Annotated in this window: 26 protein-coding genes; 14 read left to right on the top strand and 12 right to left on the bottom strand. The window is 60.6% G+C overall.

From position 1 onward, the window contains the following. Window positions 1-10 precede the first annotated feature (10 nt). A complete protein-coding gene (locus TUZN_RS03495) occupies window positions 11-2,269 on the top strand; it encodes a CDC48 family AAA ATPase (protein ID WP_052886054.1) in 2,259 nt (752 codons plus the stop codon). Here the strand turns inward: TUZN_RS03495 and TUZN_RS03490 are convergent. After that, complete coding sequence (locus tag TUZN_RS03490; RefSeq protein ID WP_052886053.1) at window positions 2,266-2,949, bottom strand: acyltransferase; 684 nt, start codon at window positions 2,947-2,949, stop codon at window positions 2,266-2,268. The genes TUZN_RS03495 and TUZN_RS03490 overlap by 4 nt on opposite strands. A gap of 41 nt (window positions 2,950-2,990) precedes the next feature. Here TUZN_RS03490 and TUZN_RS03485 point away from each other — a divergent pair, with 41 nt between their 5' ends. The 4 genes from TUZN_RS03485 (at window position 2,991) to TUZN_RS03470 (ending at window position 5,974) form a co-directional block, all read left to right on the top strand. Continuing rightward, a complete protein-coding gene (locus tag TUZN_RS03485) occupies window positions 2,991-3,344 on the top strand; it encodes a hypothetical protein (protein ID WP_013679553.1) in 354 nt (117 codons plus the stop codon). A 67-nt stretch (window positions 3,345-3,411) separates the two neighbouring features. Further along, window positions 3,412-4,644 carry a coiled-coil domain-containing protein gene (locus TUZN_RS03480; protein WP_148678574.1) on the top strand — a complete coding sequence of 411 codons (1,233 nt, stop codon included), beginning with the start codon at window positions 3,412-3,414 and terminating at the stop codon, window positions 4,642-4,644. A 114-nt stretch (window positions 4,645-4,758) separates the two neighbouring features. Beyond that, window positions 4,759-5,316, top strand: a complete 558-nt coding sequence (locus TUZN_RS03475) for a hypothetical protein (RefSeq protein ID WP_013679551.1) — start codon at window positions 4,759-4,761, stop codon at window positions 5,314-5,316. Further along, window positions 5,309-5,974 carry a Rossmann-fold NAD(P)-binding domain-containing protein gene (locus TUZN_RS03470; RefSeq protein ID WP_013679550.1) on the top strand — a complete coding sequence of 222 codons (666 nt, stop codon included), beginning with the start codon at window positions 5,309-5,311 and terminating at the stop codon, window positions 5,972-5,974. Before TUZN_RS03475 ends, TUZN_RS03470 begins: the two co-directional genes overlap by 8 nt. A 60-nt stretch (window positions 5,975-6,034) precedes the next feature. Here TUZN_RS03470 and TUZN_RS03465 read toward each other — a convergent pair whose 3' ends face one another. Next, window positions 6,035-6,337, bottom strand: coding sequence for a hypothetical protein (locus tag TUZN_RS03465; protein ID WP_013679549.1), 303 nt, complete (start codon window positions 6,335-6,337; stop codon window positions 6,035-6,037). 62 nt (window positions 6,338-6,399) lie between these two features. On the opposite strand from TUZN_RS03465, the gene TUZN_RS03460 reads away from it, so the two are divergent. Continuing rightward, entirely contained in the window at window positions 6,400-7,905 is a 1,506-nt protein-coding gene (locus TUZN_RS03460) for a hypothetical protein (RefSeq protein WP_013679548.1), read from the top strand. Between the two features lie 76 nt (window positions 7,906-7,981). Beyond that, complete coding sequence (locus TUZN_RS03455) at window positions 7,982-9,103, top strand: DUF1512 domain-containing protein (protein ID WP_013679547.1); 1,122 nt, start codon at window positions 7,982-7,984, stop codon at window positions 9,101-9,103. On the opposite strand, the gene TUZN_RS03450 is transcribed toward TUZN_RS03455, so the two are convergent. Further along, window positions 9,104-9,748 carry a CorA family divalent cation transporter gene (locus TUZN_RS03450; protein WP_013679546.1) on the bottom strand — a complete coding sequence of 215 codons (645 nt, stop codon included), beginning with the start codon at window positions 9,746-9,748 and terminating at the stop codon, window positions 9,104-9,106. It lies immediately after the preceding gene. Between the two features lie 140 nt (window positions 9,749-9,888). Here TUZN_RS03450 and TUZN_RS03445 point away from each other — a divergent pair, with 140 nt between their 5' ends. Both TUZN_RS03445 and TUZN_RS03440 read left to right on the top strand, forming a co-directional pair. Further along, window positions 9,889-11,340: an RtcB family protein gene (locus TUZN_RS03445; RefSeq protein ID WP_013679545.1), complete on the top strand. Its 1,452-nt coding sequence runs from the start codon at window positions 9,889-9,891 to the stop codon at window positions 11,338-11,340. Window position 11,341: 1 nt separating this feature from the next. Then, window positions 11,342-11,731: a DsrE family protein gene (locus tag TUZN_RS03440; RefSeq protein WP_013679544.1), complete on the top strand. Its 390-nt coding sequence runs from the start codon at window positions 11,342-11,344 to the stop codon at window positions 11,729-11,731. On the opposite strand, the gene TUZN_RS03435 is transcribed toward TUZN_RS03440, so the two are convergent. The 4 genes from TUZN_RS03435 to aprB all read right to left on the bottom strand — a co-directional run bounded on the left by TUZN_RS03435 (window position 11,721) and on the right by aprB (window position 15,716). Then, on the bottom strand, window positions 11,721-11,942 hold the full coding sequence (locus TUZN_RS03435; protein WP_013679543.1) for a sulfurtransferase TusA family protein: 222 nt from the start codon (window positions 11,940-11,942) through the stop codon (window positions 11,721-11,723). The genes TUZN_RS03440 and TUZN_RS03435 overlap by 11 nt on opposite strands. A gap of 30 nt (window positions 11,943-11,972) precedes the next feature. Further along, on the bottom strand, window positions 11,973-13,025 hold the full coding sequence (locus TUZN_RS03430) for a Clp1/GlmU family protein (protein WP_013679542.1): 1,053 nt from the start codon (window positions 13,023-13,025) through the stop codon (window positions 11,973-11,975). A gap of 337 nt (window positions 13,026-13,362) precedes the next feature. Continuing rightward, complete coding sequence (gene aprA / locus TUZN_RS03425) at window positions 13,363-15,252, bottom strand: adenylyl-sulfate reductase subunit alpha (RefSeq protein ID WP_013679541.1); 1,890 nt, start codon at window positions 15,250-15,252, stop codon at window positions 13,363-13,365. A 2-nt stretch (window positions 15,253-15,254) separates the two neighbouring features. Further along, the gene (aprB, locus tag TUZN_RS03420; RefSeq protein ID WP_052886051.1) at window positions 15,255-15,716 is read right to left on the bottom strand and encodes an adenylyl-sulfate reductase subunit beta; all 462 of its coding nucleotides are present in this window, start codon (window positions 15,714-15,716) and stop codon (window positions 15,255-15,257) included. 84 nt (window positions 15,717-15,800) lie between these two features. On the opposite strand from aprB, the gene TUZN_RS03415 reads away from it, so the two are divergent. The 3 genes from TUZN_RS03415 to TUZN_RS03405 are packed head-to-tail and all read left to right on the top strand — an operon-like array spanning window position 15,801 to window position 18,472. Next, the gene (locus tag TUZN_RS03415; protein WP_013679539.1) at window positions 15,801-16,709 is read left to right on the top strand and encodes a hypothetical protein; all 909 of its coding nucleotides are present in this window, start codon (window positions 15,801-15,803) and stop codon (window positions 16,707-16,709) included. Between the two features lie 51 nt (window positions 16,710-16,760). Continuing rightward, on the top strand, window positions 16,761-18,128 hold the full coding sequence (gene sat, locus TUZN_RS03410; RefSeq protein ID WP_052886050.1) for a sulfate adenylyltransferase: 1,368 nt from the start codon (window positions 16,761-16,763) through the stop codon (window positions 18,126-18,128). Then, entirely contained in the window at window positions 18,125-18,472 is a 348-nt protein-coding gene (locus TUZN_RS03405; protein ID WP_013679537.1) for a DUF6955 family protein, read from the top strand. The genes sat and TUZN_RS03405 overlap by 4 nt, the downstream gene beginning before the upstream one ends. Here TUZN_RS03405 and TUZN_RS03400 read toward each other — a convergent pair whose 3' ends face one another. The 3 genes from TUZN_RS03400 to TUZN_RS03390 are packed head-to-tail and all read right to left on the bottom strand — an operon-like array spanning window position 18,473 to window position 19,991. Continuing rightward, entirely contained in the window at window positions 18,473-18,961 is a 489-nt protein-coding gene (locus tag TUZN_RS03400; RefSeq protein ID WP_013679536.1) for a hypothetical protein, read from the bottom strand. After that, a complete protein-coding gene (locus tag TUZN_RS03395) occupies window positions 18,958-19,461 on the bottom strand; it encodes a metallophosphoesterase (protein WP_013679535.1) in 504 nt (167 codons plus the stop codon). The genes TUZN_RS03400 and TUZN_RS03395 overlap by 4 nt, the downstream gene beginning before the upstream one ends. A 29-nt stretch (window positions 19,462-19,490) precedes the next feature. Next, window positions 19,491-19,991, bottom strand: coding sequence for a winged helix-turn-helix domain-containing protein (locus TUZN_RS03390; protein WP_013679534.1), 501 nt, complete (start codon window positions 19,989-19,991; stop codon window positions 19,491-19,493). 162 nt (window positions 19,992-20,153) lie between these two features. Between TUZN_RS03390 and TUZN_RS03385 the strand changes: the two genes are divergently transcribed. Then, a complete protein-coding gene (locus tag TUZN_RS03385; protein ID WP_013679533.1) occupies window positions 20,154-21,797 on the top strand; it encodes a cytochrome ubiquinol oxidase subunit I in 1,644 nt (547 codons plus the stop codon). Then, window positions 21,790-22,902 (top strand): cytochrome ubiquinol oxidase subunit I, encoded by a 1,113-nt coding sequence (locus tag TUZN_RS03380; protein WP_013679532.1) that lies wholly within the window; start codon window positions 21,790-21,792, stop codon window positions 22,900-22,902. Before TUZN_RS03385 ends, TUZN_RS03380 begins: the two co-directional genes overlap by 8 nt. 247 nt (window positions 22,903-23,149) lie before the next feature. On the opposite strand, the gene TUZN_RS03375 is transcribed toward TUZN_RS03380, so the two are convergent. Together TUZN_RS03375 and vapB are read right to left on the bottom strand one after the other, a co-directional pair. Continuing rightward, window positions 23,150-23,548 (bottom strand): type II toxin-antitoxin system VapC family toxin, encoded by a 399-nt coding sequence (locus TUZN_RS03375; RefSeq protein WP_013679531.1) that lies wholly within the window; start codon window positions 23,546-23,548, stop codon window positions 23,150-23,152. After that, a complete protein-coding gene (gene vapB, locus TUZN_RS03370; RefSeq protein ID WP_013679530.1) occupies window positions 23,532-23,768 on the bottom strand; it encodes a type II toxin-antitoxin system VapB family antitoxin in 237 nt (78 codons plus the stop codon). The genes TUZN_RS03375 and vapB overlap by 17 nt, the downstream gene beginning before the upstream one ends. Between the last annotated feature and the right edge of the window lie 47 nt (window positions 23,769-23,815).

Genomic DNA, 23,815 nt, shown 5'->3' with positions numbered 1-23,815 from the left:
CGTGAAGACGATGGCCGACGAGGTTGTGTTGCGCATATTCGAGGCGAAGTCCCGCGACGTCGGGCGTTCTATTGTGAGGATACCTATAAGGATCATGAAGAAGCTAGGGGTGGAGCCCGGCGACTATGTGGAGATCGTGGGGAGGAAATCGGCCTACGCCCAGGTGTGGCCGGCCTACCCCGAGGACGAGGACAAGGACATAATCCGTATGGACGGAATGATTAGGCAAAACGCCGGCGTGGGCATCGGCGACACGGTGAGGGTGAGGAAGATCTCCTTGAGGCCGGCCCAGAGAGTCGTGCTCGCCCCCACAGAGCCCGTGAGGGTCGACTCGGAATACCTCAAGAAACAGATCCTCCTAGGCAAGCCCGTCACGAGAGGCCAAGCCATCGACGTGCCCTTCTATGGAGGGTCCATAAGGTTCGTCGTGGTGCAAGTCCAGCCGGGCCCCGCGGCGTACGTCTCGGTGGATACCGAGGTGACTGTCAGAGAGGAGCCGGTCAAGGAGGCCGAGTTGGCTATACCGAGAGTCACTTGGGAGGATATCGGCGATTTGGAGGAGGCTAAGCAGAAGATTAGGGAGTTGGTGGAGCTTCCCCTAAGGCACCCGGAGCTGTTTAAGCATTTAGGCATAGAACCGCCCAAGGGGATATTGCTCTACGGCCCTCCTGGTACTGGCAAGACTCTTTTGGCTAAGGCTGTCGCCAACGAGGCTAATGCCTACTTTATCGCTATTAACGGCCCCGAGATTATGTCGAAGTACTACGGGGAGTCTGAGGCGAAGCTTAGAGAGATATTCGACGAGGCTAAGAAAAACGCCCCCGCAATTATCTTTATCGACGAGATAGACGCCATAGCTCCCAAGAGAGAGGAAGTGACCGGCGAGGTGGAGAAGAGAGTCGTTGCCCAGCTACTAACCTTAATGGACGGACTACAAGAGAGAGGACAGATAGTAGTCATAGGCGCAACCAATAGGCCAGACGCAGTAGACCCAGCACTGAGGAGGCCGGGAAGATTCGACAGAGAGATCCAGATACCGATGCCGGACAAGAGGGCGCGGAGGGAGATCTTGCAGGTCCACACCCGCAACATGCCGCTGTGCACTAGCGAGGACGTGAAGGCCGGGGTGTGCGCGCCCGGCGACGAGGTGGATCTAGACAAGATAGCCGAGATGACTCACGGCTACACCGGCGCCGACATAGCCGCTCTGGCCAAGGAGGCGGCCATGTCGGCTTTGAGGAAGGCGGTGTCCAAGGGGCTTATAGACCTAGATCAAGAAAGCATACCGCCCGACGTCCTCAACAAGCTCAAGGTCGGCATGGGCGACTTCATGGAGGCCATGAAGTTCGTCCAGCCCACTGTGCTGAGGGAGGTCATCATAGAGGTGCCTGAGGTCCACTGGAGCGATATAGGGGGTTACGAGGACATTAAACAAGAGCTGAGGGAGATCGTGGAGTGGCCGATGAAGTATAGGGCGTACTTCGACGAGCTCGGCGTGGAGCCTCCTAGGGGCATTCTGCTGTACGGCCCTCCGGGCGTCGGCAAGACCATGTTCGCCAAGGCCGTCGCGACGGAGTCGGGGGCCAACTTCATAGCGGTGAGGGGGCCCGAGGTGTTGAGCAAGTGGGTCGGCGAGTCCGAGAAGGCAGTAAGGGAGATATTCAAGAGGGCTAGGATGGCCGCCCCATGCGTCGTCTTCTTCGACGAGATAGACTCCATAGCGCCCGCGAGGGGCTCTCGCCTAGGCGATTCCGGCGTCACCGACAGGATAGTCAACCAGCTACTGGCGGAGATGGACGGCATCGGGACTTTGAGGAACGTCGTGGTGATGGCCGCCACGAATAGGCCCGATATATTGGACCCCGCGCTTCTCAGGCCGGGGAGGTTCGACCGCATAATCTACGTGCCTCCGCCCGACGAGAAGGCCAGGTTGGAGATACTCAAGGTGCACACGAGGCGCGTCAAGCTGTGCGACGAGGCTGCGGCGAAGGACGGCAGATGCAAGAAGGAGGACGTGGTGAATTTGGCCGAGCTGGCCAAGAGGACCGAGGGCTACACCGGCGCCGACATAGCCGCTTTGGTGAGGGAGGCCGCCATGCTCGCGTTGAGGGAGACCATAAGGGAGAGGGCCGGGTCGGCCAAGCCGGTCTCGAGACAGCACTTCGAGGAGGCGCTTAAGCGGATTCCGCCGTCGTTGACGAAGGAAGACGTGCGGCTCTACGAGGAGATGTCGAAGAGGATAAAGAGGGCTGTCGCCGTCGGCATCTAGACGCCGCGTTCGTACACCTCCCTCTTCTTGAGGTACTCGTCGACGCGCGAAATCTCCCTCGCCGGCACTCCCGCCACGACTGCGCCCGGCGGGACGTCCCTCGTCACGACCGCGCCTGCGGCCACCACGGCGCCCTCGCCGACCTCCACGCCCGCCACCAGAGTCGCGTTGGCCCCTATTACCGCGCCCCTCCTTATCACGACCGGATCCAGCCTCTTGCTCGGCGGATACTTGTCGTTGGTTATCACCGCGTTCGGCCCTATGAAGACGTCCTCCTCGATCACGGTGCCGTTGGGTATGTAGACCATGGACTGTATCCAGGCGTTCTTCCCTATCCTGACGCCCTTCTCCACTATGGACCCCGTCCCTATCCTCACGCCGTCGCCTACGACGGTCTCCTCCCTAATCAAGACGTTGTGGCCCAGCTCGACCCCGGAGCCCAACACGGCCCTCTCGTAGATGACCGAGCCGCTCCTCAAGATAGACCCGGCGCCTATCCTCGAGCCCTCGCTTATCTCGTCGAGCGACTTGAAGTCGCCGAGTATCTTGGCCCTGACGGGGTACCCCACAACAACCGCGTCGACGAAGGCCCCCTCTCCGATTGTCGACGGCCCCAATATCACGGCGTTGGCGTCGACGTATTTTGCCCTCACCACCGCCTTTGCCGATCGGAACCCCATGGCTATACGTCAACTATTTAAGGATAACAACACGAGCTGGAGTGGCCGACCTAGCCCCCGAGGACATACTACAAGACGTCTTGAGGGAGCTCATAGAGATAAGGAGAGGGATGGCGTCGCTCTCCAAACAGCTGGCGGAGACCGCCGCCAGAATAGAGGCGAGGCAACCTCCCCAGCCGCCTCCGGCGCCCCCCAACGTGGAGATCGCAGTATCCAAGATACAGGAAGCCGCGGAGCGCGTCGACGCCGTGCTTCAGAAGGCGGTGGAGGAGCTTGCGTATCAGAGGGAGATCTTGTTGGAGGAGCTCAGGAAGAGGGACGCGCTCTGCGAGGCCTTGCTCGAGCGCATAGCGTTGTTGCAGGGATATCTCGAGAAGATCCAGTCGGGCCGATAGGCTCGCCAACCGCGGCGGCCGGCCGTAAGTGGCCGTAAACAATATAAAGCCGTCGAGGGGGCCCTTCGTGTTTAGGAGGGAGGACGCGAAGCGATTGGAGGACGCAATAGCGAGGATAGACGCCGCGTTGAGCTCCCTCAACGCCAGCGTGAACGAGCTCAGAGGCTCTATACCGCCCGATTTAAGGGGGAGCCTTCTGGACATCAAGAAATCCGTCGACGGCCTTTCCAACGTTATTTCGAGAAGCGTGAAGGATCTCGTCGACAGCGTCGCTAGGCTCAACGAGATAGTGAGGGGCATGAACGACCTAACGTCGCGCCAGAAGGAGTTGCTGGACACCATGAACCAGTTAAAGGTAGCGGCGGCCCAAGTGACGTCCGCCGCCGACTCCCTCACAAAGTCGCTGGGCTCCATAGACGAGGTCCTAGCCAAGCTGGGCGAGGCCGCCTCGACCTTAGAGGCTATAAACAACGCGACGGGCCAGATCAGAGCCATAGCGTCGTCTATGCTGGAGCTCTCCAAGGACCTCACGGCGAGGTTGCAGGACTACGAGAACAAGCTGAAGCAGTTGGCCTATAAGGAGGCCGAGATAAGGACTAGGGAGGAGGCGCTCAAGAAGAGGGAGGGCGAGCTGGAGGCCCTCGCGCAGGACTTGAGGAAGCTGGCGGCGCTCTCCACGTCTGCCCAACCGCTCTTCGACGACCTCAGGAATATGTTGGGCAGATACGCCTCTATGTTGCAGGAGCTGGAGGAGCGCGAGAAGGCGCTGAAGGCCCGCGAGGAGGAGATCATGAGGCGCGACCTGGACCTCAAGAAGATGCAACAAGAGCTGGAGGCCAAGAGGCTTGAGCTGGAGCAGAGGGAGGCGAGAGTGAGGGAGCTGGAGGTCAAGGGCAAGGAGGCTGAGGCCAAGCTCCAGGAGCTTGAGAGGAGGAGGGCCGAGCTCGAGAGGATCGAGCAGGACATAGAGGCCAAGAAGAAGGAGCTGGAGGAGCTGGTGGCCAAGTACAAGAACATAGAGGAGGCGCTCAAGAACAAGGAGGCCGAGTACTCCAAGATAGAGGACTACGTCAGGAGGAAGGAGATGGAGCTGATGGACGGGCTGGCGCCTTTCGCCAGAAGGCTCATAGAGGAGGAGTCGCGTCTGGCGCAGTGGCAGAAGAGGCTGTTGGAGCAGGAGAGGGAGATCTTGTCCTTCTACAGATCGCTTCTGTTGAGGGAGGCGGCCGTGGCCGAGATAAAGAACAAGCTGGACGAGTGCAGAAGGCGGTTGGAGGAGCTGGAGGGCAAGAAGGTTTAAGCGGCCGCGTCGCAGAGGCATAAGGCGGTAGCGCATCCGCCTAGTTCGAAGAGCCAGAAATCCTTATCTAAAAGTCAAAGAAAGAAGTTTTAAACCTGTCGTGTATATTTGCCTATGTTAGTTGTACAAGTAGGCTGTGAGGTGTCTAGGCATCTGCTCAGGTTAATCGTCGGGAGGTACCTAGAGCTCTACCGCAGAGGTCTCTCGGCCGAGGCGGTGTCTAAGTTGTTGTTCCTCACACTTTACGGAGCGGGCGAGCCCACAGTAAGACTGCCGGAGCGCTTCACCATATATCTAAAGGGGCCGTTTATACCTATAGACAGACTGGCGGAGAGGTGCGGGATAGACGTGGTTAGGATAGGCGATTCGTATTACGTCAAAAGACCGGGAGATGCCGCGGCGGAGAGCGCGGCGGCGCTTAGACGCATGGGGCTCGGCGAGCTCGCGGAGAGGGCCGTGAAGGTGGTGGAGGCCTACGGCCGTAAGTCCGAGGAGGAGCTCGCGGAGCTGGCCCTTAAAATGCTCGGCCTGGAGGGCGACGCGAAGGCCTTGGCGTTCAACGTAGATCTAGACGCGTATCTAGACTTCCGGCGTAAGTTGAAGGAGGCCGTGAGAAGAACAAAATATACGGACGAGGTCGAGGAATTCCCCGATCTCTTTAGTGGTGTCTAAGAACGTACACCTCTTCGCCGATACGAGCGTCTTGGCGCGGATAATCTACGTAGTTGCAACGACGCGTGTCTCGAATAGGCCTAAGCCGCTGGTGGAGATAGCGATGGAGCAAGGCTTGGTTATCTATATCGACAAGGCCGTAGACAGGGAGCTCCCAGGTGCGTTAATGAATATATTGAGATCGGTGGACCGGGCGAGGCACGGCTGGCTGCATCTCGATGTGGAGTCCATGTTCAACATAGCCCTGACGGCCTATTCCGACCTCGCCCAATCGCGCCACATTAGGATCGTGGAGGATGACGGAGCCCTCGCTAGGCAGAGGCGCGCTCTGGAGAGTAGAGAGACACGTAGGGTGTGTTGGAGCGAAAAAGTGATGAATACACTACTGTCCCTCGGAGGATATCCTAGAGACGACCTAGAGGTGCTGGCCTCTCTGCTGTACTCATACGACCTACTCGCCACTGTGCCTAGGAGGACGGCAACCGGTATAACCAAGGGGGTCCTACTGTTTCTAACAGAAGACAAAAAACTCGCCGCCTTTGTGGAAGAGGAATTATCGTGTAACGATTGCGTATGCGGCGGATTAATAAAGACTATGAGGTATCGGGAGCTTATACAGTGGATAAAGAGCTTGGCTACGCAATCGACCAACGGCTAGCTAAAAATACACGCGATTCTGTTGAGCACGGCGCGGGTCTAGGCAATAAGCCGACATGAGCTACGCCGCAAAGACCGACGGCGCTACGTGAGCCAATATCAGATAGCCCAGGACCACTATCGACATGAAGAACAGGACCACCAAAAGAGCCCTAACAGACTTCAGCTCGGCCGCCTCCCACTCGCCAGCCGCTATGTCCAGCGCCGCCGCGGCGTCCCGTAGGCCCAGCACGAAGAGGGCTACGTCTATTGCGGCGAGCGAGACGTAGACTGGGAGGGCTAGAGGCGCCGCCAGGCCCTTGACAGCTAGGGCCAACGCCAGAGCCGCCAGCGAGAAGATGGCCGAAGCTACGGCGAACTTCACAAAGCCCCGTGTTCCGCCATACTTAAATGTTGCCCTTATTTTCCCGCGACCCGGCAGGTGCGATGTTGGTCGCGCTCTATCTGTTGCTGAACTCAACGCTTTCGTTGATACAAGTGCCCTACGTCCCGTACACGTTCAGCACGTATCTAGGCGGCTGCGCCAACGTCACGGCCTATCTGGATCCGCTGTCCGGCTACGGGATAAGCTCCGTATACGTCATAGACCAGTACGGGAACATCCAGCGGGCCCTCCTCGCGCCCTACAGCACCCCGACGTACGTGACGGGCCGCATCTGCGGGTCGTTCCTGTCCATTGTCGTCGACAAGTGGAGGGCCGTGGGGCCGCTAATACCCGTCTCCTACGGCACGACGAGCACGTACGCGCTCATAGGCACGATCCAGCTCAACCTAACCGACGGAGCCCTCGTAGAGGTCAAGTCCCTCTACAAGCCCAACGTCACGGGGTCCTTCATATACAAGGTGGAGGACCGAAGCGCCATGGGGGTATATCTGGTCAAGTATCTGGCCTACGGCTCCCAGATAGCCATATCGGGCTACGGGCTGGTCAACGTAACCCCGATATCTCTCTCCTCGAAGGCGCCGGACTACTACGTGTACGTGCCGGAGCCGGGCGTGAACCTGTCAGGGGGCTTCCCGGCGCCTATCTCGGGCCTTAGGTTCGCGCCGTCTCAGATCTACGTCTTGGGGAAGCCGACGGTTGTAGTGAGCCAGGTCCAGATACCGGTGGTGGGCCAGTGCGGCGGGACTGCCTACGTCTCCGACCCGCTGGCGAGGCCCGTCTCGGTGATAGTGCAGTTGAACGACGGCGAGACGTACACGTTGCAGAGCCCGGAGTTTCCGAAGGCCGTGAACACGACGTTGCTCTTGGGGATAAACGCCACGGACCTCGCCGGGACGCCTCTCTCAGACTACAACATCACGGTCTATCCGACCACAGCCGACGGGGCGCCTGTCGGGAGGTGTCTGGTATACGGCGTGCCCTACTACGTGGCTGTGGCTTGGCACAACGCCACGTTCTACTACCCGGCGGCGCTTGTCGACGGATATCTGGTAGCCCGCACAGATCTGGTGAAGCCCAAGGTCGTGATCTACGGGTGGGGGACGGGCGAGGTCTCGCCTAGGCTGGCGAGAGCCGGCTCCAACGTCACGGTCACCGTATATCTCAACGGGACGGCGATAGCGAGGTACGCGGTCAAGGCCCAACCCGTAATATCGATAAACGACACGAACCTCGCCGAGGTCGTCCACGTCGTCGATATCTTGGGGAGCCCCCTAGACAGCTTCGAGGTGATCATGGGCAATTTGACCTTCAGAGGGGCCCAAGGAGCCGCCGTGGTGATACCGTTGTCTAGCTACGCAGTTATTAGATACCGCGGCGTCGAGTACACCGTCCAGCTAGGCGCCACGGTGAGGCTCCCCGTCATGACCGCCGACAGCTTAGTGAAAATAATGGCGGCGTCGCTAGCCGCCGGCGTGTCGACCGCGCTTGCGACTTGGGTGAGGAGAAGCGATAAAAGAGAGGAGGTGGAGGAGACTGTAGACGTGTGATGAGCGCGTGCGCCGCGACCAGTGAGCGGGTCTTCGATCGCTGAAATCTTTTTATTGACATAACAGCTGGAAGCCGATGATACTCCAAACGGCGACTACAGGCAGTAGCTTGTGGTACTGGATCATAACCACTATAGTGTGGTTCATGGCTATCTACATATACCAAGAGTTCTACTACATACAGAGGCCGCTCTGGCAGATAGGCGGATTTCTGTCGTATCTGGGCCAGATGATAAGGACGGCGTCGAACGATATAGGGAACTACCTAGAGCGTCTCAAGAAACAAGGAGTAGGCCGTAAGGATGTCGACGACGTGATAAAGCGTATGCTGGACTTCACGGTCATACCTCCGACCGGTCTCGACCCCTTCGGCATAGTCCCTAAGTACAAGAACATACTCAACGCCTACGAGACGGCCTCAGAGTCTGAGGTGGCCAAGCTGATCGGGGACAACACCACCGCTGTCAAGAACGCCTCGACGGCGCTCGAGGCCTTGAGGGAGATAAACTACCTATACAAGGTGGTGGACCACTACTACAGAATCGCCAAGAAGTACAAGCTGTACGTCTACGCCATGCAGCTGTCCATGCTTCTGCCCCTCCTCAAGGAGGTCTCCGACGCGCTCAACGGCGCCGTGACCGCCTTCATGAAGGGCGTCCCCGTCGGCGACAGCGCAGGCCCGCTCGTCGCATACAACGTCATGCGCATGTGCTCTCAGCCTGTGGTCCACGACGGGATCAAGGACACTTCGGTGGTCGAGTGCGACCTAGAGGGGCGGAGGCTGTATATCGTTAAGGCCAAGGGCCCCGGCAGCACGGTGGGGAGGCCCGACGAGGGCGTGGAGTACGTCTTCGAGAAGCTGGGGGCTAGGCCTAAGTACGTCATCACTGTGGACGCCGCCTTGAAGCTAGAGGGCGAGAAGACCGGCGAGGTGGCGGAGGGCGTCGGCGTGGCCATGGGCGGAATAGGCGCCGAGAAGTTCAACATAGAGAGCATGGCGACGAAGTACGGGGTGCCGCTCTACGCCTTCTTGATAAAGATGAGGGAGGCCGAGGCCCTAACAGCCATGACCAAGGAGATCTACGACGCCGTACAGATAGTCAGCAAGCGCGTCGTCGATTTCATAAAGGAGAAGGTGCAGCCGGGCGAGTCCGTCCTGTTGGTGGGGGTCGGCAACACAGTCGGGGTGGCCCAGTGATCACATCTTGTACACCAAGGCGGCGAAGGCCGCAGTGACCGCGAATATCAAGGCGAATACCGCCTCCGGGCTGTCGGCCAGGGGGAGGTGGGACAGATTCATCCCGTATATGCTCGATATCAATATGGCGGGGAGCGCCACCGTGCTCACCAAGGTCATCCTCTTCATGGACACGTTTATGGAGTTCTGTATCTGGGCTAGGTGGAGGAGCCGTAGGTCGAACAGGGCCCTCCTCAACGCGTCTATCCGGCGCGACGCCGCGCGGGCCGTCTCGTACGTGCGCTGTCTGACGAGCCCCATGCGGCGGAGGCGGGCGGCGAGGGAGCGCAGAGAGCGGGAGTGGCCGTACAGCGTGTGGATCAGGTAGGCGGCGTTGTAGACCGACAGGGGGTCCACCTTTCCGTCGGACTCCAGGCCGTACTCTATGCGGTCCAGCTCGGCCTCGACAGCGTCGGCCGCCTCCAGCAACGCCAGAGCGGCCGCCGATATGGCTTGATCCAAGGACTGAAACCTGGAGGGCTCGACGGGGCGGCCGGATCTGTCCACCCTCACCGCCACACGCTCCTCCGACACGTCGCCTTCCTTCAGAGACACTATGGAGAACTCCACCAAGTAAATCCCGCCTTCCTCCGAGACGGCGTACACGTCTCTAACTGGATAGCTATTTAAGTCGGAACTGTCAGATCCGGGCGCCGGGCTCTGCTACGTTGCTCGATCCAGTCGTATCTACGCACGCCATCGCCCTTCATCCAATAAGCTTTATTAAGTGGAGAGTGAGGGGGGACATGGCCCCGCCTTTAAATAAGATCACGGACTATATCTGGGAGATACCCAAGACGTATAAGCAGTGCATGAGGGTGCCCGTCAGGGTCTTCGCCGACAGCGCCTTGCTGGAGAAGATGAAGACCGACATGACTCTGGAGCAGGGCGCGAACGTGGCGTGCCTCCCCGGCATATATAAGTACAGCATAGTCCTGCCCGACGGCCATCAAGGCTACGGATTCCCCATAGGCGGCGTCGCCGCGGTGGACGCGGAGGAGGGCGTCATATCGCCGGGCGGGATAGGGTACGACATCAACTGCGGCGTGAGGGTCCTACGGACAAACTTGACGGAGAAGGATGTGAGGCCTAAGCTGAAGGAGCTCGTGGACGAGATATTCAAGCTGGTGCCTCCCGGCGTCGGCGAGACAGGCCATCTGAAGCTCTCCGTCTCGGAGTTCGACAAGGCGATCGCCGAGGGCGTCGAGTGGGCCATATCCAAGGGCTTCGGCTGGCCCGAGGACAAGGAGTTCATCGAGCAGAAGGGGTCTTGGGACCTCGCAGACCCGAGCAAGGTGTCGGAGAGGGCCAAGAACAGGGGGAAGGACCAGCTGGGCACTCTCGGCTCCGGCAACCACTTCCTCGAGATACAGGTCGTCGATAAGATATTCGACGAGAAGGCCGCTAAGACCATGGGCATAGAGCAGGAGGGCCAGATACTCGTCATGATACACACGGGGAGCAGGGGGTTCGGCCACCAGGTGGCCACCGACTACTTGATGGTCATGGAGAGGAAGATGAGGGAGTGGGGGCTGAGACTGCCGGACCGCGAGCTGGCCGCAGCGCCGCTGAGGGATAAAGTCGCCGAGGACTATCTGAAGGCCATGGCGGCCGCCGCGAACTTCGCCTGGACAAACAGGCAGATAATCATGCACTGGGTCAGGGAGGCCTTCAGGAGGGTCTTCGGTTCCATAGAGAAGGTCGGCCTCGAGATAGTGTACGACGTGGCCCACAACATAGCGAAGCTGGAGACCCACGAGGTGGACGACAAGGGCACTCTCAGGAAGGTCTGGGTGCACCGCAAGGGCGCCACCCGCGCCTTCCCGCCGGGCCATCCCGAAATACCGGCCAAGTATAGGGAGATAGGACAGCCCGTGTTGATACCGGGCTCCATGGGCAGCGCCTCCTGGATACTCGTGGGCACCCACGACGCCATGAAGATAACCTTCGGGACGGCCCCCCACGGCGCCGGCCGCATGCTCAGCAGAGAGGCCGCCATAAGGTCGTTCCCGCCGCAGAGGGTCAGGGCCGAGCTTGAGAAGAGAGGCATAATAGTCAGGAGCGCCGAGACCGAGGTCATAAGCGAGGAGGCCCCGGAGGCCTACAAGAACGTCGACCTCGTCGTCGAGACTGCCCACCAGGTCGGCTTCGCGAAGAAGGTCGTCAGGCAGAGGCCCATAGGCGTCGTCAAGGGCTGACGTGCCCAAGGCGGTCCTCCTCCTGTCCGACAACGACCTCGCGAGGGCCTACCACGCGCTGGCGGTGGCCATAACGGCGAAGGCCGCGGGGTACGACGTATATCTCTTCGCCACGGGGCTCGGCATATACCTATTCTCGCGGAGGCCCAAGACCAGGCTCATCGGCGTGCCGGCCCTCGCCAGGTGGTACGTCTCGTGGAAGCTCAAGAAGCTGGGGGCTAAGCCGCTTGAGGAGCTGGCGCGCGAGGCCTTGAGGCTCGGCATCGTGGTCTACGTGGACGAGCCGGTCGCGAGGATGTTGGGGATCGAGCCGGTGGAGGGGGTCAAGTACGGGGGGACTCTCAGCTTCCTCGCGTTGAGCAGAGAGGCAGACTTAGTCCTCACGTTTTAGCCCTCCTCACCACGACCTCCACGCCGTCGGGCCCCTCCGATACGGACAGGACCTCTATGCCGAGTAGCTGGGCCGAGTTCCTCACGTCCTCGACGACGTAGCGCCACTTGCTGACCAACACTGCGGTCTCGCCAGCAGGCACCTCCAAGGCCAGCCGCGCGAGGACCACGCCCAGCTCGGGGCAGGGCCCCTTGACCTCGTACCGCCTCACGGGATCTGCCCCGACTGAGGTTAAAAAGGTTTAGGGGAGGGGATCCAGCTCCTCGAGCCTCTGGGGATCCAGCCGTATCTTGCCTATCCTCACCTCGTCGAAGTCCTCGGCGGTTGTGTAGAGCGAGATCCCCTCATCGGAGATCCTCTCCACCACGCCGTAGCCCGCCAGCCTGCCCGCCTTATAAAGCCCGGCGAGGATGTGCCTCAGATAGGGGCGCGGCACGACGTAGTCCCGGCCCTTCCCCTCAGGCCTCTCCACGTCGCCCGGCACGTACCTCCCCCACGGACAGACCAAGCCGCCTTCCCAACGGCAGGGCGACAAGGCCTCCGCCGGCGCCGTCGCCTCCCCCTTGAGGGATATGTGTTTCTTGTAGGCTAGATTCCTCAGCTCCCTCCTCTCCTGGGGGCTCCGCGGGTAGATGTGGCCCGGCCTCGAGGCGGTCGGCCCCGGGAGGATCCTCTCCCCCACGTTGACCACGCGGGCCTCGGCGGCGTCGGCCAGCGCTCTCAGAAGCTGGATCCCCCTCCCCGTCGTCCACCCTGGCGTGTTGATCAGGACGAGCGGCGCCGAGACGCGCCTCAGACAACGCACGACGCCTGCGACGAGGAGCTCCTCCATCCCCTGGAGGTTGACGGAGCCCACGTAGTATCCGTCCAGCGGCTTCAGCTCAGATATGTGCGGCGCGGGCTCCGAGGTGCAGGCGCAGGTCACGAAGCCCGGCGGGCCTATGTCGGACTGCCCGACGTCGGCGTCCACCACGCAGACGCCGCCCCTATCCACGTGCGTGTTCACTAGATATGTCGAGAGCCCGCTCTTCCCGGAGTCCGTGGGGCCTACCAACATGACGACGCCTTCGAGCGAGAGCCTCCAGTCCTCCGGAATCGGCGAGCCCCTCAGGAACACGACAGATCCGCCGTCTATCTTGAGGGAGGCGGGCCCCTCGACGGGATACTGCTTGTACGGCGGCACGTAGAAGCTCTCGAAAAATCCGCCGAAGACCCTACAGCCACCTACGCAGTCCACGCGCGCCGGGCCTCTGACCAACGCCGCCGTGTCAGAGGGCAACTCCAGCGAGAACACGTCCAGTTAGGCGCAGATAAAAATACGTTGAACGCCCTAACACACGACGGCAAGGAGCCTATACGCACGGATCGCTAGGCCACGACGTCGAGAGACGCCACTCGCTCCACGGGACGAAAATCGCCACGTGACGGTACAGATCAGAACCCGCTACGAGCACCTCACCGATCGGCCAGCCATCGGCACATCACCCGAGAAAGAATACTCGGTATTTAAAACGTCCGAAAGCTCGAGACTCGCCGCAGTGCGGGGTTAGTCTCGCGGCCTCCGGCGTGGCGCCTACGTGCAGGCGGACTCGGGAAGGCAACGACTCGGCGGCAGAGGACGGCGCAAAAAATCAAGGTATTATGTGGATGACGGGGACCGTCCTCACGCTCCACTGGCCGGTCTTGGGATCTCTCCTCGCGTTCACGAACACGTGCCAGTTCTCCTCGTCGAGGTTGGGGTGGTCCGCGTTTACGTAGTAGCCGGGGAACCTCGTCTCCTTACGCGCCATCATGGACTGGACCACCGCCTGGGCCACCAGTAGGCGGTGGTAGAACTCCCAGACGCGGAGCAGCTCGTGGAGGCTTGCGGCTGCGGCGAAGCGGAAGTCCTCCTCCAACATGGTCAACAACTCCCAGGCGCGGCCCAGCATGTAGTCGTTGGTTATGTAGTGCATGCCCCAGCCCGCCGCGTACTCGTCCATTATCTTCATGAGGCGGTTCAACAGCTGGAACCAGTTGAGGTAGTTCGGGTGTATCTCGAACCAGTTGGTGAGCTGGGGCGGCATCTCCGGCGTCGTCGTCAACGGCCTATTCGCGTGGTACCACTCCATGGGCCTGTAGACTATTTCCTTATACCGCTCGATCGTGTCGTCGCTTACGGTGGGCTTGTAGTCCTTTGCTTGCGTCAACACATATCGGGCCGCCGACTTGCCGGCTATCCTCCCCTCGGTGAACGACCCGCTACTGAACTTGTGACCCGACGCCCCCACGGTGTCTCCAGCGCCGAACAGCCCCTCGACAGTCAACATCCTGTTGGGGCCCCACCTGTACTCAGGCGGCGCGAGGTCGGCCGGGCCGGACGCCCACATGCCGCTGGGCGACGCGTGGCTACCCTGGACGTAAGGCTCTGTGGGGACCAGCTCCGAGGGCCTCTTCTCAGGGTGTATGTTCTGGCCTGCCCACAAGAACGCCTGCGTGGGCGTCATGTCGAGGTAGTCCTCGTAGAGCGTCTCTAGGTCCTCGTCGGTCTTCAGCCTCTCCTGCGTCTGCATTAGGTCGGGCCCTCTGCCCATCATCAAGTTGCGCTCCGTCACGAGCACGCGCAGAAGCGTCGGGGTCGGCCTAGCCTCGGCGTATTTCCCGTAGAGCTTCTTGAACTCCTCTCTGGCCTCGTCGGGCAGAGGCTCCCACTGCTTGCCGTGGACGTCGGTGGACCTCATCTTGAGGAGCAGATAGGGGAACCCGACGGGGCCGTAGGCGTCCTTGAACCTGACCACGACCAGGCGCGCCTCCATGGACGTGGTCTCGGCCCCCGCGAGGATGGGTATGGCATACGCCGAACCCGACGCCCAGGTGGGGTACCAAGTCCTGCCCAGACCCTCGGCGGTGGATCTCGGGCGGTAGACCAGTGAGGCGCCTCCCGCCGCTACTATAACCGCTTTGGCTCTAAAGACGTAGAAGGTGCCGTCCCTAACGTGGAAGCCAACGGCGCCTGCGATTCTGTTGGGGACTCTCTCGTCCAGCAAAGGATGGGTTATTAGGACCCTCTCGTAGACCTCGTCGGCCGATTTTAGGCAAGCCTCGGCCACAATGGCCTTGTACGACTCGCCGTGGACCGGGTGTTGCCACCTCCCCGTCCTCAAGAACTTGCCTGTCTTGGGGTCCCTCCACAGCGGCAGGCCCCAGGAGTCGAACAGTTTTATGGTCGACGTCATGTGGCGCGCTATGTCGTACACCAAGTCCTCGCGCACTATGCCGAAGAACTCGTTCCTAACGTAGCGGACGAAGTCCTCTGGCTTGGGGTCGTCCGGATCCTCCGAGAAGACGCCTAGGTTTGCCGCGGAGAGGCCCATGCCCACGGCCCCCGACTTCTCGGTCTTGGCCTTCTCGACAAGCGTCACCTTGCATCTGCCCCTGCACCAGTACTTCGCCTCGAACACGGCGCCGCAACCGGCCATGCCGCCGCCTATGACTAAGATGTCGGTGTCGACTATCTTGGTGGGGAAGTGGAGCGCCGACATGGTCACGGCGGGCCCTTGATGTATTTGAGCTCCTTAGGCCTCGGGAGCTCCTTGAAGCCCAGCCACTCCGGGTTGTCCTCGCAACAGAGCAGTTCCGAGTCTAGATCCTGCCTCTCCGGGAAGTCCGCGGCCCCCTTGGCGCTGCCCCAAGGCGTGGTCCTTATCGGTATTGCGTAGTCCAGCACCGTGCCGTCTCTAAACACGAGGCGCCAGTATATGATATTCTTCTTAGTGTCCCTTATCACGCCGACTCTGGCGCCCAGCGGCACAAAATCGGCGTACGACCTCACGTCGACTGCGTGCTCTGGGCAGTACTTCACGCAGTTGAGGCATTCGGCGCAACTTGCCGGATCGGCGTTATAGGCCCTCCTAGTCTTCGGGTTGTACTGCATGTTGTCCGCTGGACATATATCGACGCATTTGCCGCATCCCTTGCAAAGAGAGGCGTACACAAATGTTGGCATAATGGCCCTCGTTAGATAATATAAAAAATATTGTTCACACAGTTCTGATAACAACGTTTTTTAGGCCGCCGCAGGAGGAGGGCCATGGCTCTCGTGGCTTTAGGCCCCAATCTATTCGAGGATACATCGACGGGTTATATATATGTCAAATCCCCTGTGGACTGGACCTTGATAGACGTGCTCGCCTACATAACCGTCGCCTTTCTGATCTTCGCCTTCCTCTACAAAGGCGTAAACCAGCGGCGGGCCCTAAGATTTCCGCAGATCCAGATGGTCATACCATACGCCGAATGGGAGAGGCGCCTCGTCTCCCAGAAGCCCCCACTGGGGGCCGGCAGGACTTTGGCGGCGCTTATAAGGACCATCTTCGTGGACGCCTTGGCCATGGAGATCTTGAAGTGCGAGTACGGGAGGGCGCCCGCCGAGGTGGTCAAGACCAGGATCGCCAAGAGGGCCGCGAAGCTCATGATAATATGGGGCTTTATATTTGCCGCAATCTCGACTACGCTCGCCTTCCTAATGTTCCCCCACAACATGATAGCGCTCAACCTGGACTCGCCGCCGAGGCTGTTCGGCATGATAGGCGGCGTCTTGATGGTGGCCGGGGCGTCCATATGGCTGGCCGTGAGGTATAGGGAGGCCCAGTACAGAGGCATCTGGGATATCTTAGGCGCCGATTTCCTGCCCATCATGGTGCTCCTCTTGGGCGTAAGCGGATTTCTGCTACAGGCCGCTATATATGTGTGGGCCTACAACCAGCTCTCGGTGGCCGCCACGGCGTTTCTCTGGACCGCGATACATCTCCACGCAATCGTCGTGGCCTTGTTCTTCTGGGCCCTTTTCTGGACCAACGGCGAGCACATAGTCTACAGGATATTCTGGCGCGCCTACGAGTACGTCGATAGGGAAAACGCCGGGAGGAACACGAGACTGCCACCCACGGATCTAAAGCCTGTAAACAGGACAGGTAAAGAAATCCAGCCCGGCTATTAATTAACAGTGGGTATATAATAATTCTTAAAATTGTTGATATCCTCCTTCTCAATGCCGGCGCCGTTGGAGCCCCACGGAGGGAGGCTAGTCTACAACGTCGTCGAGGATAGGGATAGGGCCGCCGCAATGACGGCAGGCTTGACGAAGCTCGAGATAGAGCCCACGGTGGGTCCCGACGGGGCGCCCATAAGGAACCCCTACCGCGAGATAATGTCGATAGCGTACGGCTTCTTCAGCCCTGTGGAGGGCTTCATGACGAGGAACGAGGTCGAGAGCATTTTGAAGGAGAGGCGCCTCCTCAGCGGCTGGCTGTTCCCCTTCCCGCTCGTTTTCGACATAGACGAGGACAAGCTGAAGGCGCTCGGGCTTAAGGAGGGCGACAAGGCCCTCTTGACTCTCAAGGGCAAGCCGTTCGCCGTCCTCGACATAGAGGAGATCTGGAAGCTCCCCGACCGCAAGGAGTTCGCCGACGCCGTGTTCGGGACCCCCGAGAAGAACAAGGAGGTCGTGAAGCGTAGATTCGACGAGAAGCACCCCGGCTGGCTCATATACCGCTCCCTCAAGCCCGTGGCCCTCGCCGGGCGGATCACGGTGGTGAACCCGCCCAGATTTAAGGAGCCCTACGCGAGGTTCTGGATGCCTCCGCGGGAGTCGCGGGAGTACGTCGCCAGGAGGGGCTGGCGCGTCGTGGTAGCGCACCAGACCCGCAACGTCCCCCATATGGGCCACGAGATGCTCATGAAGAGGGCCATGTTCGTGGCTGGGGGCGAAAGGCCCGGCGACGCCGTCCTCGTAAACGCCATAATAGGCGCTAAGAGGCCCGGCGACTACGTCGACGAGGCCATACTGGAGGGCCACGAGGCTCTGAACAAGTTCGGCTACTTCCACAAGGACAGACACCTAGTCACCATGACGCTGTGGGACATGAGGTACGGCAACCCCTTGGAGTCTATACTACACGGCATCATTAGGCAGAACATGGGGGCCACCCACCACATGTTCGGCCGGGACCACGCCGCGACGGGCGAGTACTACGACCCCTACGCAACCCAGATATTGTGGACGAGAGGCCTCCCCAGCTACGGCATAAACGGCCCGCCCCACGAGATCGACAAGGGGCTGAAGATCCGCCCTGTCAACATGGGCGAGTTCGCCTACTGCCCCAAGTGCGGCGAGTACACCTATCTGGGCATATCCTACGGCGACGTCAAGGAGGCTCCCCTATGCGGCCACGAGCCGGAGAAAATATCGGGCTCCTTCCTCAGAGGGCTGATCATAGAGGGTCTGAGGCCGCCGAAGGTCGTCATGAGGCCCGAGGTCTACGACGTGATAGTCAAGTGGTGGAAGGTCTACGGCTATCCCTTCGTCACGGATAGGTATCTAAAGATAAAAGAAGGCGAGCTGGAGGTGGAGCTATGACGTACAAGATAGGCTTGCTGATAGACGAGAAGAGGTACGAGGCGATAAAGGGCACGCCGCTGGCCTCCAACCTGCGGTCCATGTTCGGCGGCGAGATAAGGATATTAGAGGTCGAGGTGGACGACGATCTGGCCAAGAGGATCCTCCAGGAGTTCCCCGCCGCCAGGGTCGACTCCAGAGGCTTCATAGAGGACCTCCCGGTCGCGTTCCGGAGAGCCCTCTTCGAGGCCGTGGCCGCCACCAAGAACGCCGGGAGGGAGGCCTTGGAGAAAGTCCTCCAGAGGATGGACGAGATCAAGGCGGCGGCCGCCAAGGAGAAAGAGTACGTGCCGCCTCCCGCGTAGCTACCTACGCCTGGCGTACACTATCTCGTTTTCCTCCACGGGCACCTCCACGAGGCGGAGCGCCGTGTCCTCTGCCACAACGGAGAAGTCGCGGGGCTCCACGTGGACCACCTCGCCGAACTCTATATGGTCCATGAACTCCAACGCGATGGCCCCCTCATATATGGGGTACCCCAACAGCTGTCTTCTGACGACGACTTCGCCTATGCCGAAGGGCACCCTCATGACCACTCTAGTCGCCTTAACTGGGTCGGCCCTCTCTATCTGGAAAGGCGCCTCGACCGGCATGTGCTCCCATCCCAGCTCCGGATAGAGGAGCAAGGCCACCTCCCGAGAGACCCCGACGCACTGCTTCCCCCGCTCCACTCTGACCACCGCCGATCTGCCCGACCTGGACCTAACCACGGCGTAGCCCCCGCCCTCCTCTAGGAAGAGGACCGGGCGATAGTCCATCACCGTCCCCGTCTTGCAGAGGCCCAGCCACCTCATATGTCCAAGATATCAACCTTCAAGGCCTCCAGATCGAGCAACGCCACGGTCCTCCTCTCAGTAGCGCAGCCGCACGCCTCGCCTGGGTTGAGGACCAAGGTCCCGTTCAACCTGCCCACGTCGACTCTGTGGGTATGGCCGTAGATAACCACGTCGAACATGCCGGACCTGGCCATGGCCTCGACGAGAAGCCTAGACGTGCCGTGGTATACCCCTACCCTCCTGCCGCCCATCTCGATCAAACCCGCCTCGCCCAGGACCTTCACGTCCATCTCGGCGGCCTTCACGGCCATGGCAAAGAGATCCCCCTCGTTGTTGCCCAAGACGGTATATATAGGGACGTCCGCGCCGAGCGCCCGGCGCATCTTCAACATGCTAAACGGCGATGTCCAGTCGCCGGCGTGCACCACGGCCGACACGCCGGCCTCCCTGAACAGCTTCCCGATGCTCCTTATGGCGGCCCAATCGTCGTGGGTGTCCGACACAACGCCCAGCAACACGGGGGACGGCAGTAGGCCGGAATAAAAAACTATTTCGCGGTTTCGATCTCGGGAACAGCCGCCGAGACGATGGAGCAGATAGGCCTCAAGAGCGGCAGGAGGTCGGCCACATACCCCATCGGCACGCCTACCGACACCGCGTAGAAAACCATGAGAGGCAGGTCGTCGACAGGCGCGCACTCGCCGGCATACTGGAAATACGCGTCCAAGAACCGGCTCACGGCCTCCCTATCTACGCCGCGGGCCAGCCGCGCCGCGACGACCCGCCTGTCGGCGCACGAGTAGTAGTAACACGCCACGAGGCCCCTCACAGTGGCCTCGAAGACGTCGCCGCGCCCGCCGTCGACCCTCCTCACCAGCCTAAACCTCTCAAGCCTCTTGACCTTCCTATAGGCCTGGGCGAAATGTATGTTCATGTCGCGGGCGATTCTGTACGCCGTCGCGGGCCCGTTCACAACTATATAGCCCAATATATCCCTCATGAGCCGGTCGGACCCCAAGCCGCACCTCTCGATGATCTTGAGGACCACTAAACCTCAATGAACTAGTTTTATAATTTTTGTATTTTACACCTATCCCACCTACGATATCTCTAAGAATGTACATAGCCCAATTAGCTTATGGAAGATCTATTTAGTTCTATTTCAGGTCTATATACGACCTAATTTTTAGGGACATAACGAGGACCGTATATGGCAATCTCGACCGGAGACGGGGCCGTCGACGCCCTATATCTACACACGGCGAGCGCCGACAACGCCCTCGTCGTCTCGACGTTCGGCATATACCTACACGCGGCCTTCGTGTCCCTCACCTTGGGCTTCCCTCTCGCCATACTCGCGTGGCTGATCGAGTGGTACAGGACGGGGGACGGGCTCTACCTCAAATACGCCAAGACCCTCACGGCGGTGTGGGCCGTCAACTTCGCCCTCGGCGTAGTGACGGGCACCGTAGTCGAGTTCGGCCTCCTCGACATATGGCCGACCAGCATTCTGCTCTTCTCGTCCTCGGGCTTCGTGCCGCTGTTCTACGAGGCCACGATAGCGTTCATAGGCGAGGCCGTCCTCGTCGGGCTCTTCGTCATGGCCGTGGGGAGGTGGCGGGCCAGATACACATTGTCCATACTTCTGGCCGCCTGGGCCCTAGGATCGCTCTCCGGCTACTTCATCCTGACCGTCAACGCCTGGATGAATGTCCCCTGGGGCGTAGGCGGGATACCGAGAGCCCTCTATCCCTTCCTGCCGACCTACGGCCCAGACGCGGCCAACCTCACGTCGGCGTTGACCCTGGCCGCGCTCGTCATGAACCACACGCTCGCCGGGGCGGGCTCCGCCGCGTTGGCCAACGTGAACTTCACCCAGGCTGTGGGGCCCTTCTTCGCCGACCCCTGGCTACCGCTCGCAAACCCCGACGCTATCAGCACCACCGTCCATACACTGCTCGCGGCCTACGCGGTGGGCGTCGGGGCCGTGGCGCTGGCCCTATCGGCTAGGTATCTTAGGACGAGGGACGAGAAGTACCTTAAGCTCCTCAAGCCACTCCTCTGGATAATGGCCGTAGTGGTCTTGGCTCAGCCCATATCTGGCCACTTCATGGGCGAGGACGTGGTGGCGTACCAGCCCCTCAAGTTCACCGCCTCGGTGGCCCTCACCGGGGGGCAGGCGGTGTACGGCTACTCCTTCAACGACCCCATAGAGGCGCTCTTTGCCTACGGCAACCCCAACCACCCGATATACGGCTTCCAGTACTACCTCCAGCAATGCGGCGCGTTGGGCAACGCCACGTTCGGCCAGCTCTACCGGCAACTGGATCCGCAGGCGCTGGGGTACCTCGGGCCGCTGGCTAACGCCACGCTGGCCCAGAACTGCGAGGCCGCCGTCCTCTCGCTCGAGCCCTTGGCCCCTCTAGTCAGCGCGATGTACTACACGATGGTCGGATCCGGCATACTGCTGGCTATCGCCGCCCTCCTCGTCCTCCTCACCTATCTGGTCAGGGCGCCTGTCCTCTCGGCCATAGCCGACTTCATAAACTTCAAGTTGCTCGGCAGGCTCTTGGGCAAGGACAACGTGCTCCCCTTCCTGGCCTCGGCCATGGCGGTGCTGTCGGCTGTCGCGGCGAGCGCCGGCTGGGCGGCGAGGGAGGTGGGCAGACAGCCCTGGACCGTATACGGCCTCTTCACCACTAACGAGGTCGTGACCAGCGTCGACGTGACGCCGGGCTTCGCCGCCTTCGTCGTCCTCGTGCTGGCCGCAATAGCGGCCCTAGGCGCCGCGGCCATGTACTACACGGCGACGAGGCCCGGGCTTATAGACAAGTTGAGGGGGAGCCATGAATAGCGCCTTCCTCTCCTTCGTCCTCCTCGGATTCTTCCTAGAGATGCATCTTGTTTTTGTCAACGTGATAATAGGCGCCGCGATCTTGACAGTCCTCGTCAGATACCTAGCCTACAGGCGCAACGACGCGAGGCTGGACGCCCTCGCCCGCGACATGTTCAGGCTCATGGTCGCCACCGACCTATTCGCCGGGGTCTGGGCCACCATACTGACGGTATACATGGCGTCTGCCTTCCCCTCCATGACGGCCATATTCATGAAGGCCGACTTCTACCCCATCGCCATAGCCCTAGTGGGCATAGTGGCGAGCATACCGTTGATAGCCGCCTACTGGCACCTCTGGGGCAGAATAGGGCCGAGGACCCACAGCGCGTTGGGCATACCCCTCGCCGCATCGGTCCTGTTGGTGCCCATAGGCTTCAGGTACCTATTCGCCGAGCTCGACTACCCCCAGTTCATTAAGCCGGGCTTCAGCCCCATAGACGCCTTCGCAAACCCCATATACCCGCCCCTCATAGCCCACACCATAATAGGCGCAGTGGACATCGGCGCGTTCGTCCTCGCCGCGGTGCTCGCCGCCAGGAAAAACCCGGACCTATACGGCGTGAGGCTATCGCTCGGCGTCGGCCTAGCCCTCCTGGCGCCCCAAGCCGTGGCCGGCGGCTACTACTTCGCGGCGCTGGCCAAATACGACCCGTATATAGCCGCCAACGTCGCCGGGCCCCTCCTCGGCTACGACTCGCCCAGCGGCTTGTTCTACCCCGCGTTCTACGCCGCCGTGGCGCTGGCCGTCGCGCTGGGGCTGATAGCCACCTACGCGTTCTACCAAGCAACTAAAGGCAAGGCGCCCAGGGCAACCGCCGTGGCCGCAGGCGTGTTGGCCGAGGCCGTCATGATCCTCATGGAGTACGTCAACGACGGGGCGAGGTACCCCTACATGTTCGTCACGGGAAACGGCGGCATACCCGCCGCGCAGTTGGTCAACCAGCTGATCCAGATGCCGCCGGCCGCCATCTACGTCGCCCTGGGCTCCACGCTGTTCTTCACAGCCCTATTCAGCATAGCCTTCTACTACGCGGTGGTGAAGAGACTACTGCCCGAGGACTAGAGCCGCCGAGGGGGCTCAACGCGCTGGAAGATATAGATGAGAGCTCAAAAGGTTCGGCCGGAAGAGGCAGAAAGGGACGTCAAGCCGGTTCTTCGCCACCGACTGAGCCCGTAGCCCGTCTCCTCCGTCTTCGTCTCGCCTAAATTAACCGCCGGCATGCCCCCACGATCTCCAACAACTTCTCGATCAAGTGCTCGGGCCTCCGACAAGAGCCGCCCACCGTCTGTTTCTGTTTAGACAGCTCACGCTAGGGCATGTAGGCCAGGCGGGGGAACTCCTCGGCCAGTCTCCTGTCTAACGTCAACAGAGGCGCGCCCAGCTTCTGGGCAAGAGCCACATATGCGGCGTCGTATACAGTGACGTCTTTTTCTAAGGCTAACTTGAGGGCGTCGGGAAGCACCTCCTCGTAGCGGTGGATGTACAAGGTCCTGAGCAGATCCAGAAGCTCCGTCTCAATCTCCTCGGCTAGCCTCCTGCCTATAACGCCTCTCCTGGCGTATTTCCACACTGCGTTCAGCACCTCGTAGGCGGCTAGATCCAGCGTATGTATAGCCTCAGCCTGCCCGAACAGCTTCTCAATGACGGCGCTTTTGTCCTCCGGCAAGAAGAGGGCGGCGATAGCCGAGGCATCAGCGGCTATCTCCATCTCTATCCTCCCTTATCAGCTCCGCGACATGCGGCAACGCGCCCGCCTCCCTCTCGACAGCTTCCCTCAGCGACCGCGCCCTCTCCAGAGCCCTCCGCCTCCGCTCTCTAGCCACAAGTTGCTCCAGAAACCTCCTGACCTCCTCGGCGTAGTCTATACCCAGCTCCTCCAACGCCCTTTTCAACTCTCTTCTAACCCTTATCGAGATAACCTCGCTCACGCTCTCACGCGCGCGTATACATATAAAGTTTACCTTTATGTTTACTG

The organism is Thermoproteus uzoniensis 768-20 (genome assembly GCF_000193375.1).
Taxonomy (GTDB): domain Archaea; phylum Thermoproteota; class Thermoprotei; order Thermoproteales; family Thermoproteaceae; genus Thermoproteus; species Thermoproteus uzoniensis_A.
Note: the sequence above shows the minus strand (reverse complement) of the source record. Positions and strands in the feature narration are given on the sequence as shown.

Bases quoted from the DNA above. Each gene is read 5' to 3' on its own strand.
- TUZN_RS03415 (WP_013679539.1), top strand. From the start codon at position 15,801: ATGGCTCTCGTGGCTTTAGGCCCCAATCTATTCGAGGATACATCGACG.
- TUZN_RS03385 (WP_013679533.1), top strand. From the start codon at position 20,154: ATGGCAATCTCGACCGGAGACGGGGCCGTCGACGCCCTATATCTACAC.
- TUZN_RS03405 (WP_013679537.1), top strand. From the start codon at position 18,125: ATGACGTACAAGATAGGCTTGCTGATAGACGAGAAGAGGTACGAGGCG.
- TUZN_RS03445 (WP_013679545.1), top strand. From the start codon at position 9,889: ATGGCCCCGCCTTTAAATAAGATCACGGACTATATCTGGGAGATACCC.
- aprB (WP_052886051.1), bottom strand. From the start codon at position 15,716: ATGCCAACATTTGTGTACGCCTCTCTTTGCAAGGGATGCGGCAAATGC.
- aprA (WP_013679541.1), bottom strand. From the start codon at position 15,252: ATGTCGGCGCTCCACTTCCCCACCAAGATAGTCGACACCGACATCTTA.
- sat (WP_052886050.1), top strand. From the start codon at position 16,761: ATGCCGGCGCCGTTGGAGCCCCACGGAGGGAGGCTAGTCTACAACGTC.
- TUZN_RS03400 (WP_013679536.1), bottom strand. From the start codon at position 18,961: ATGAGGTGGCTGGGCCTCTGCAAGACGGGGACGGTGATGGACTATCGC.
- TUZN_RS03490 (WP_052886053.1), bottom strand. From the start codon at position 2,949: ATGGGGTTCCGATCGGCAAAGGCGGTGGTGAGGGCAAAATACGTCGAC.
- TUZN_RS03375 (WP_013679531.1), bottom strand. From the start codon at position 23,548: ATGGAGATAGCCGCTGATGCCTCGGCTATCGCCGCCCTCTTCTTGCCG.
- TUZN_RS03475 (WP_013679551.1), top strand. From the start codon at position 4,759: ATGTTAGTTGTACAAGTAGGCTGTGAGGTGTCTAGGCATCTGCTCAGG.
- TUZN_RS03380 (WP_013679532.1), top strand. From the start codon at position 21,790: ATGAATAGCGCCTTCCTCTCCTTCGTCCTCCTCGGATTCTTCCTAGAG.
- TUZN_RS03455 (WP_013679547.1), top strand. From the start codon at position 7,982: ATGATACTCCAAACGGCGACTACAGGCAGTAGCTTGTGGTACTGGATC.
- TUZN_RS03460 (WP_013679548.1), top strand. From the start codon at position 6,400: ATGTTGGTCGCGCTCTATCTGTTGCTGAACTCAACGCTTTCGTTGATA.
- TUZN_RS03495 (WP_052886054.1), top strand. From the start codon at position 11: ATGGCCGACGAGGTTGTGTTGCGCATATTCGAGGCGAAGTCCCGCGAC.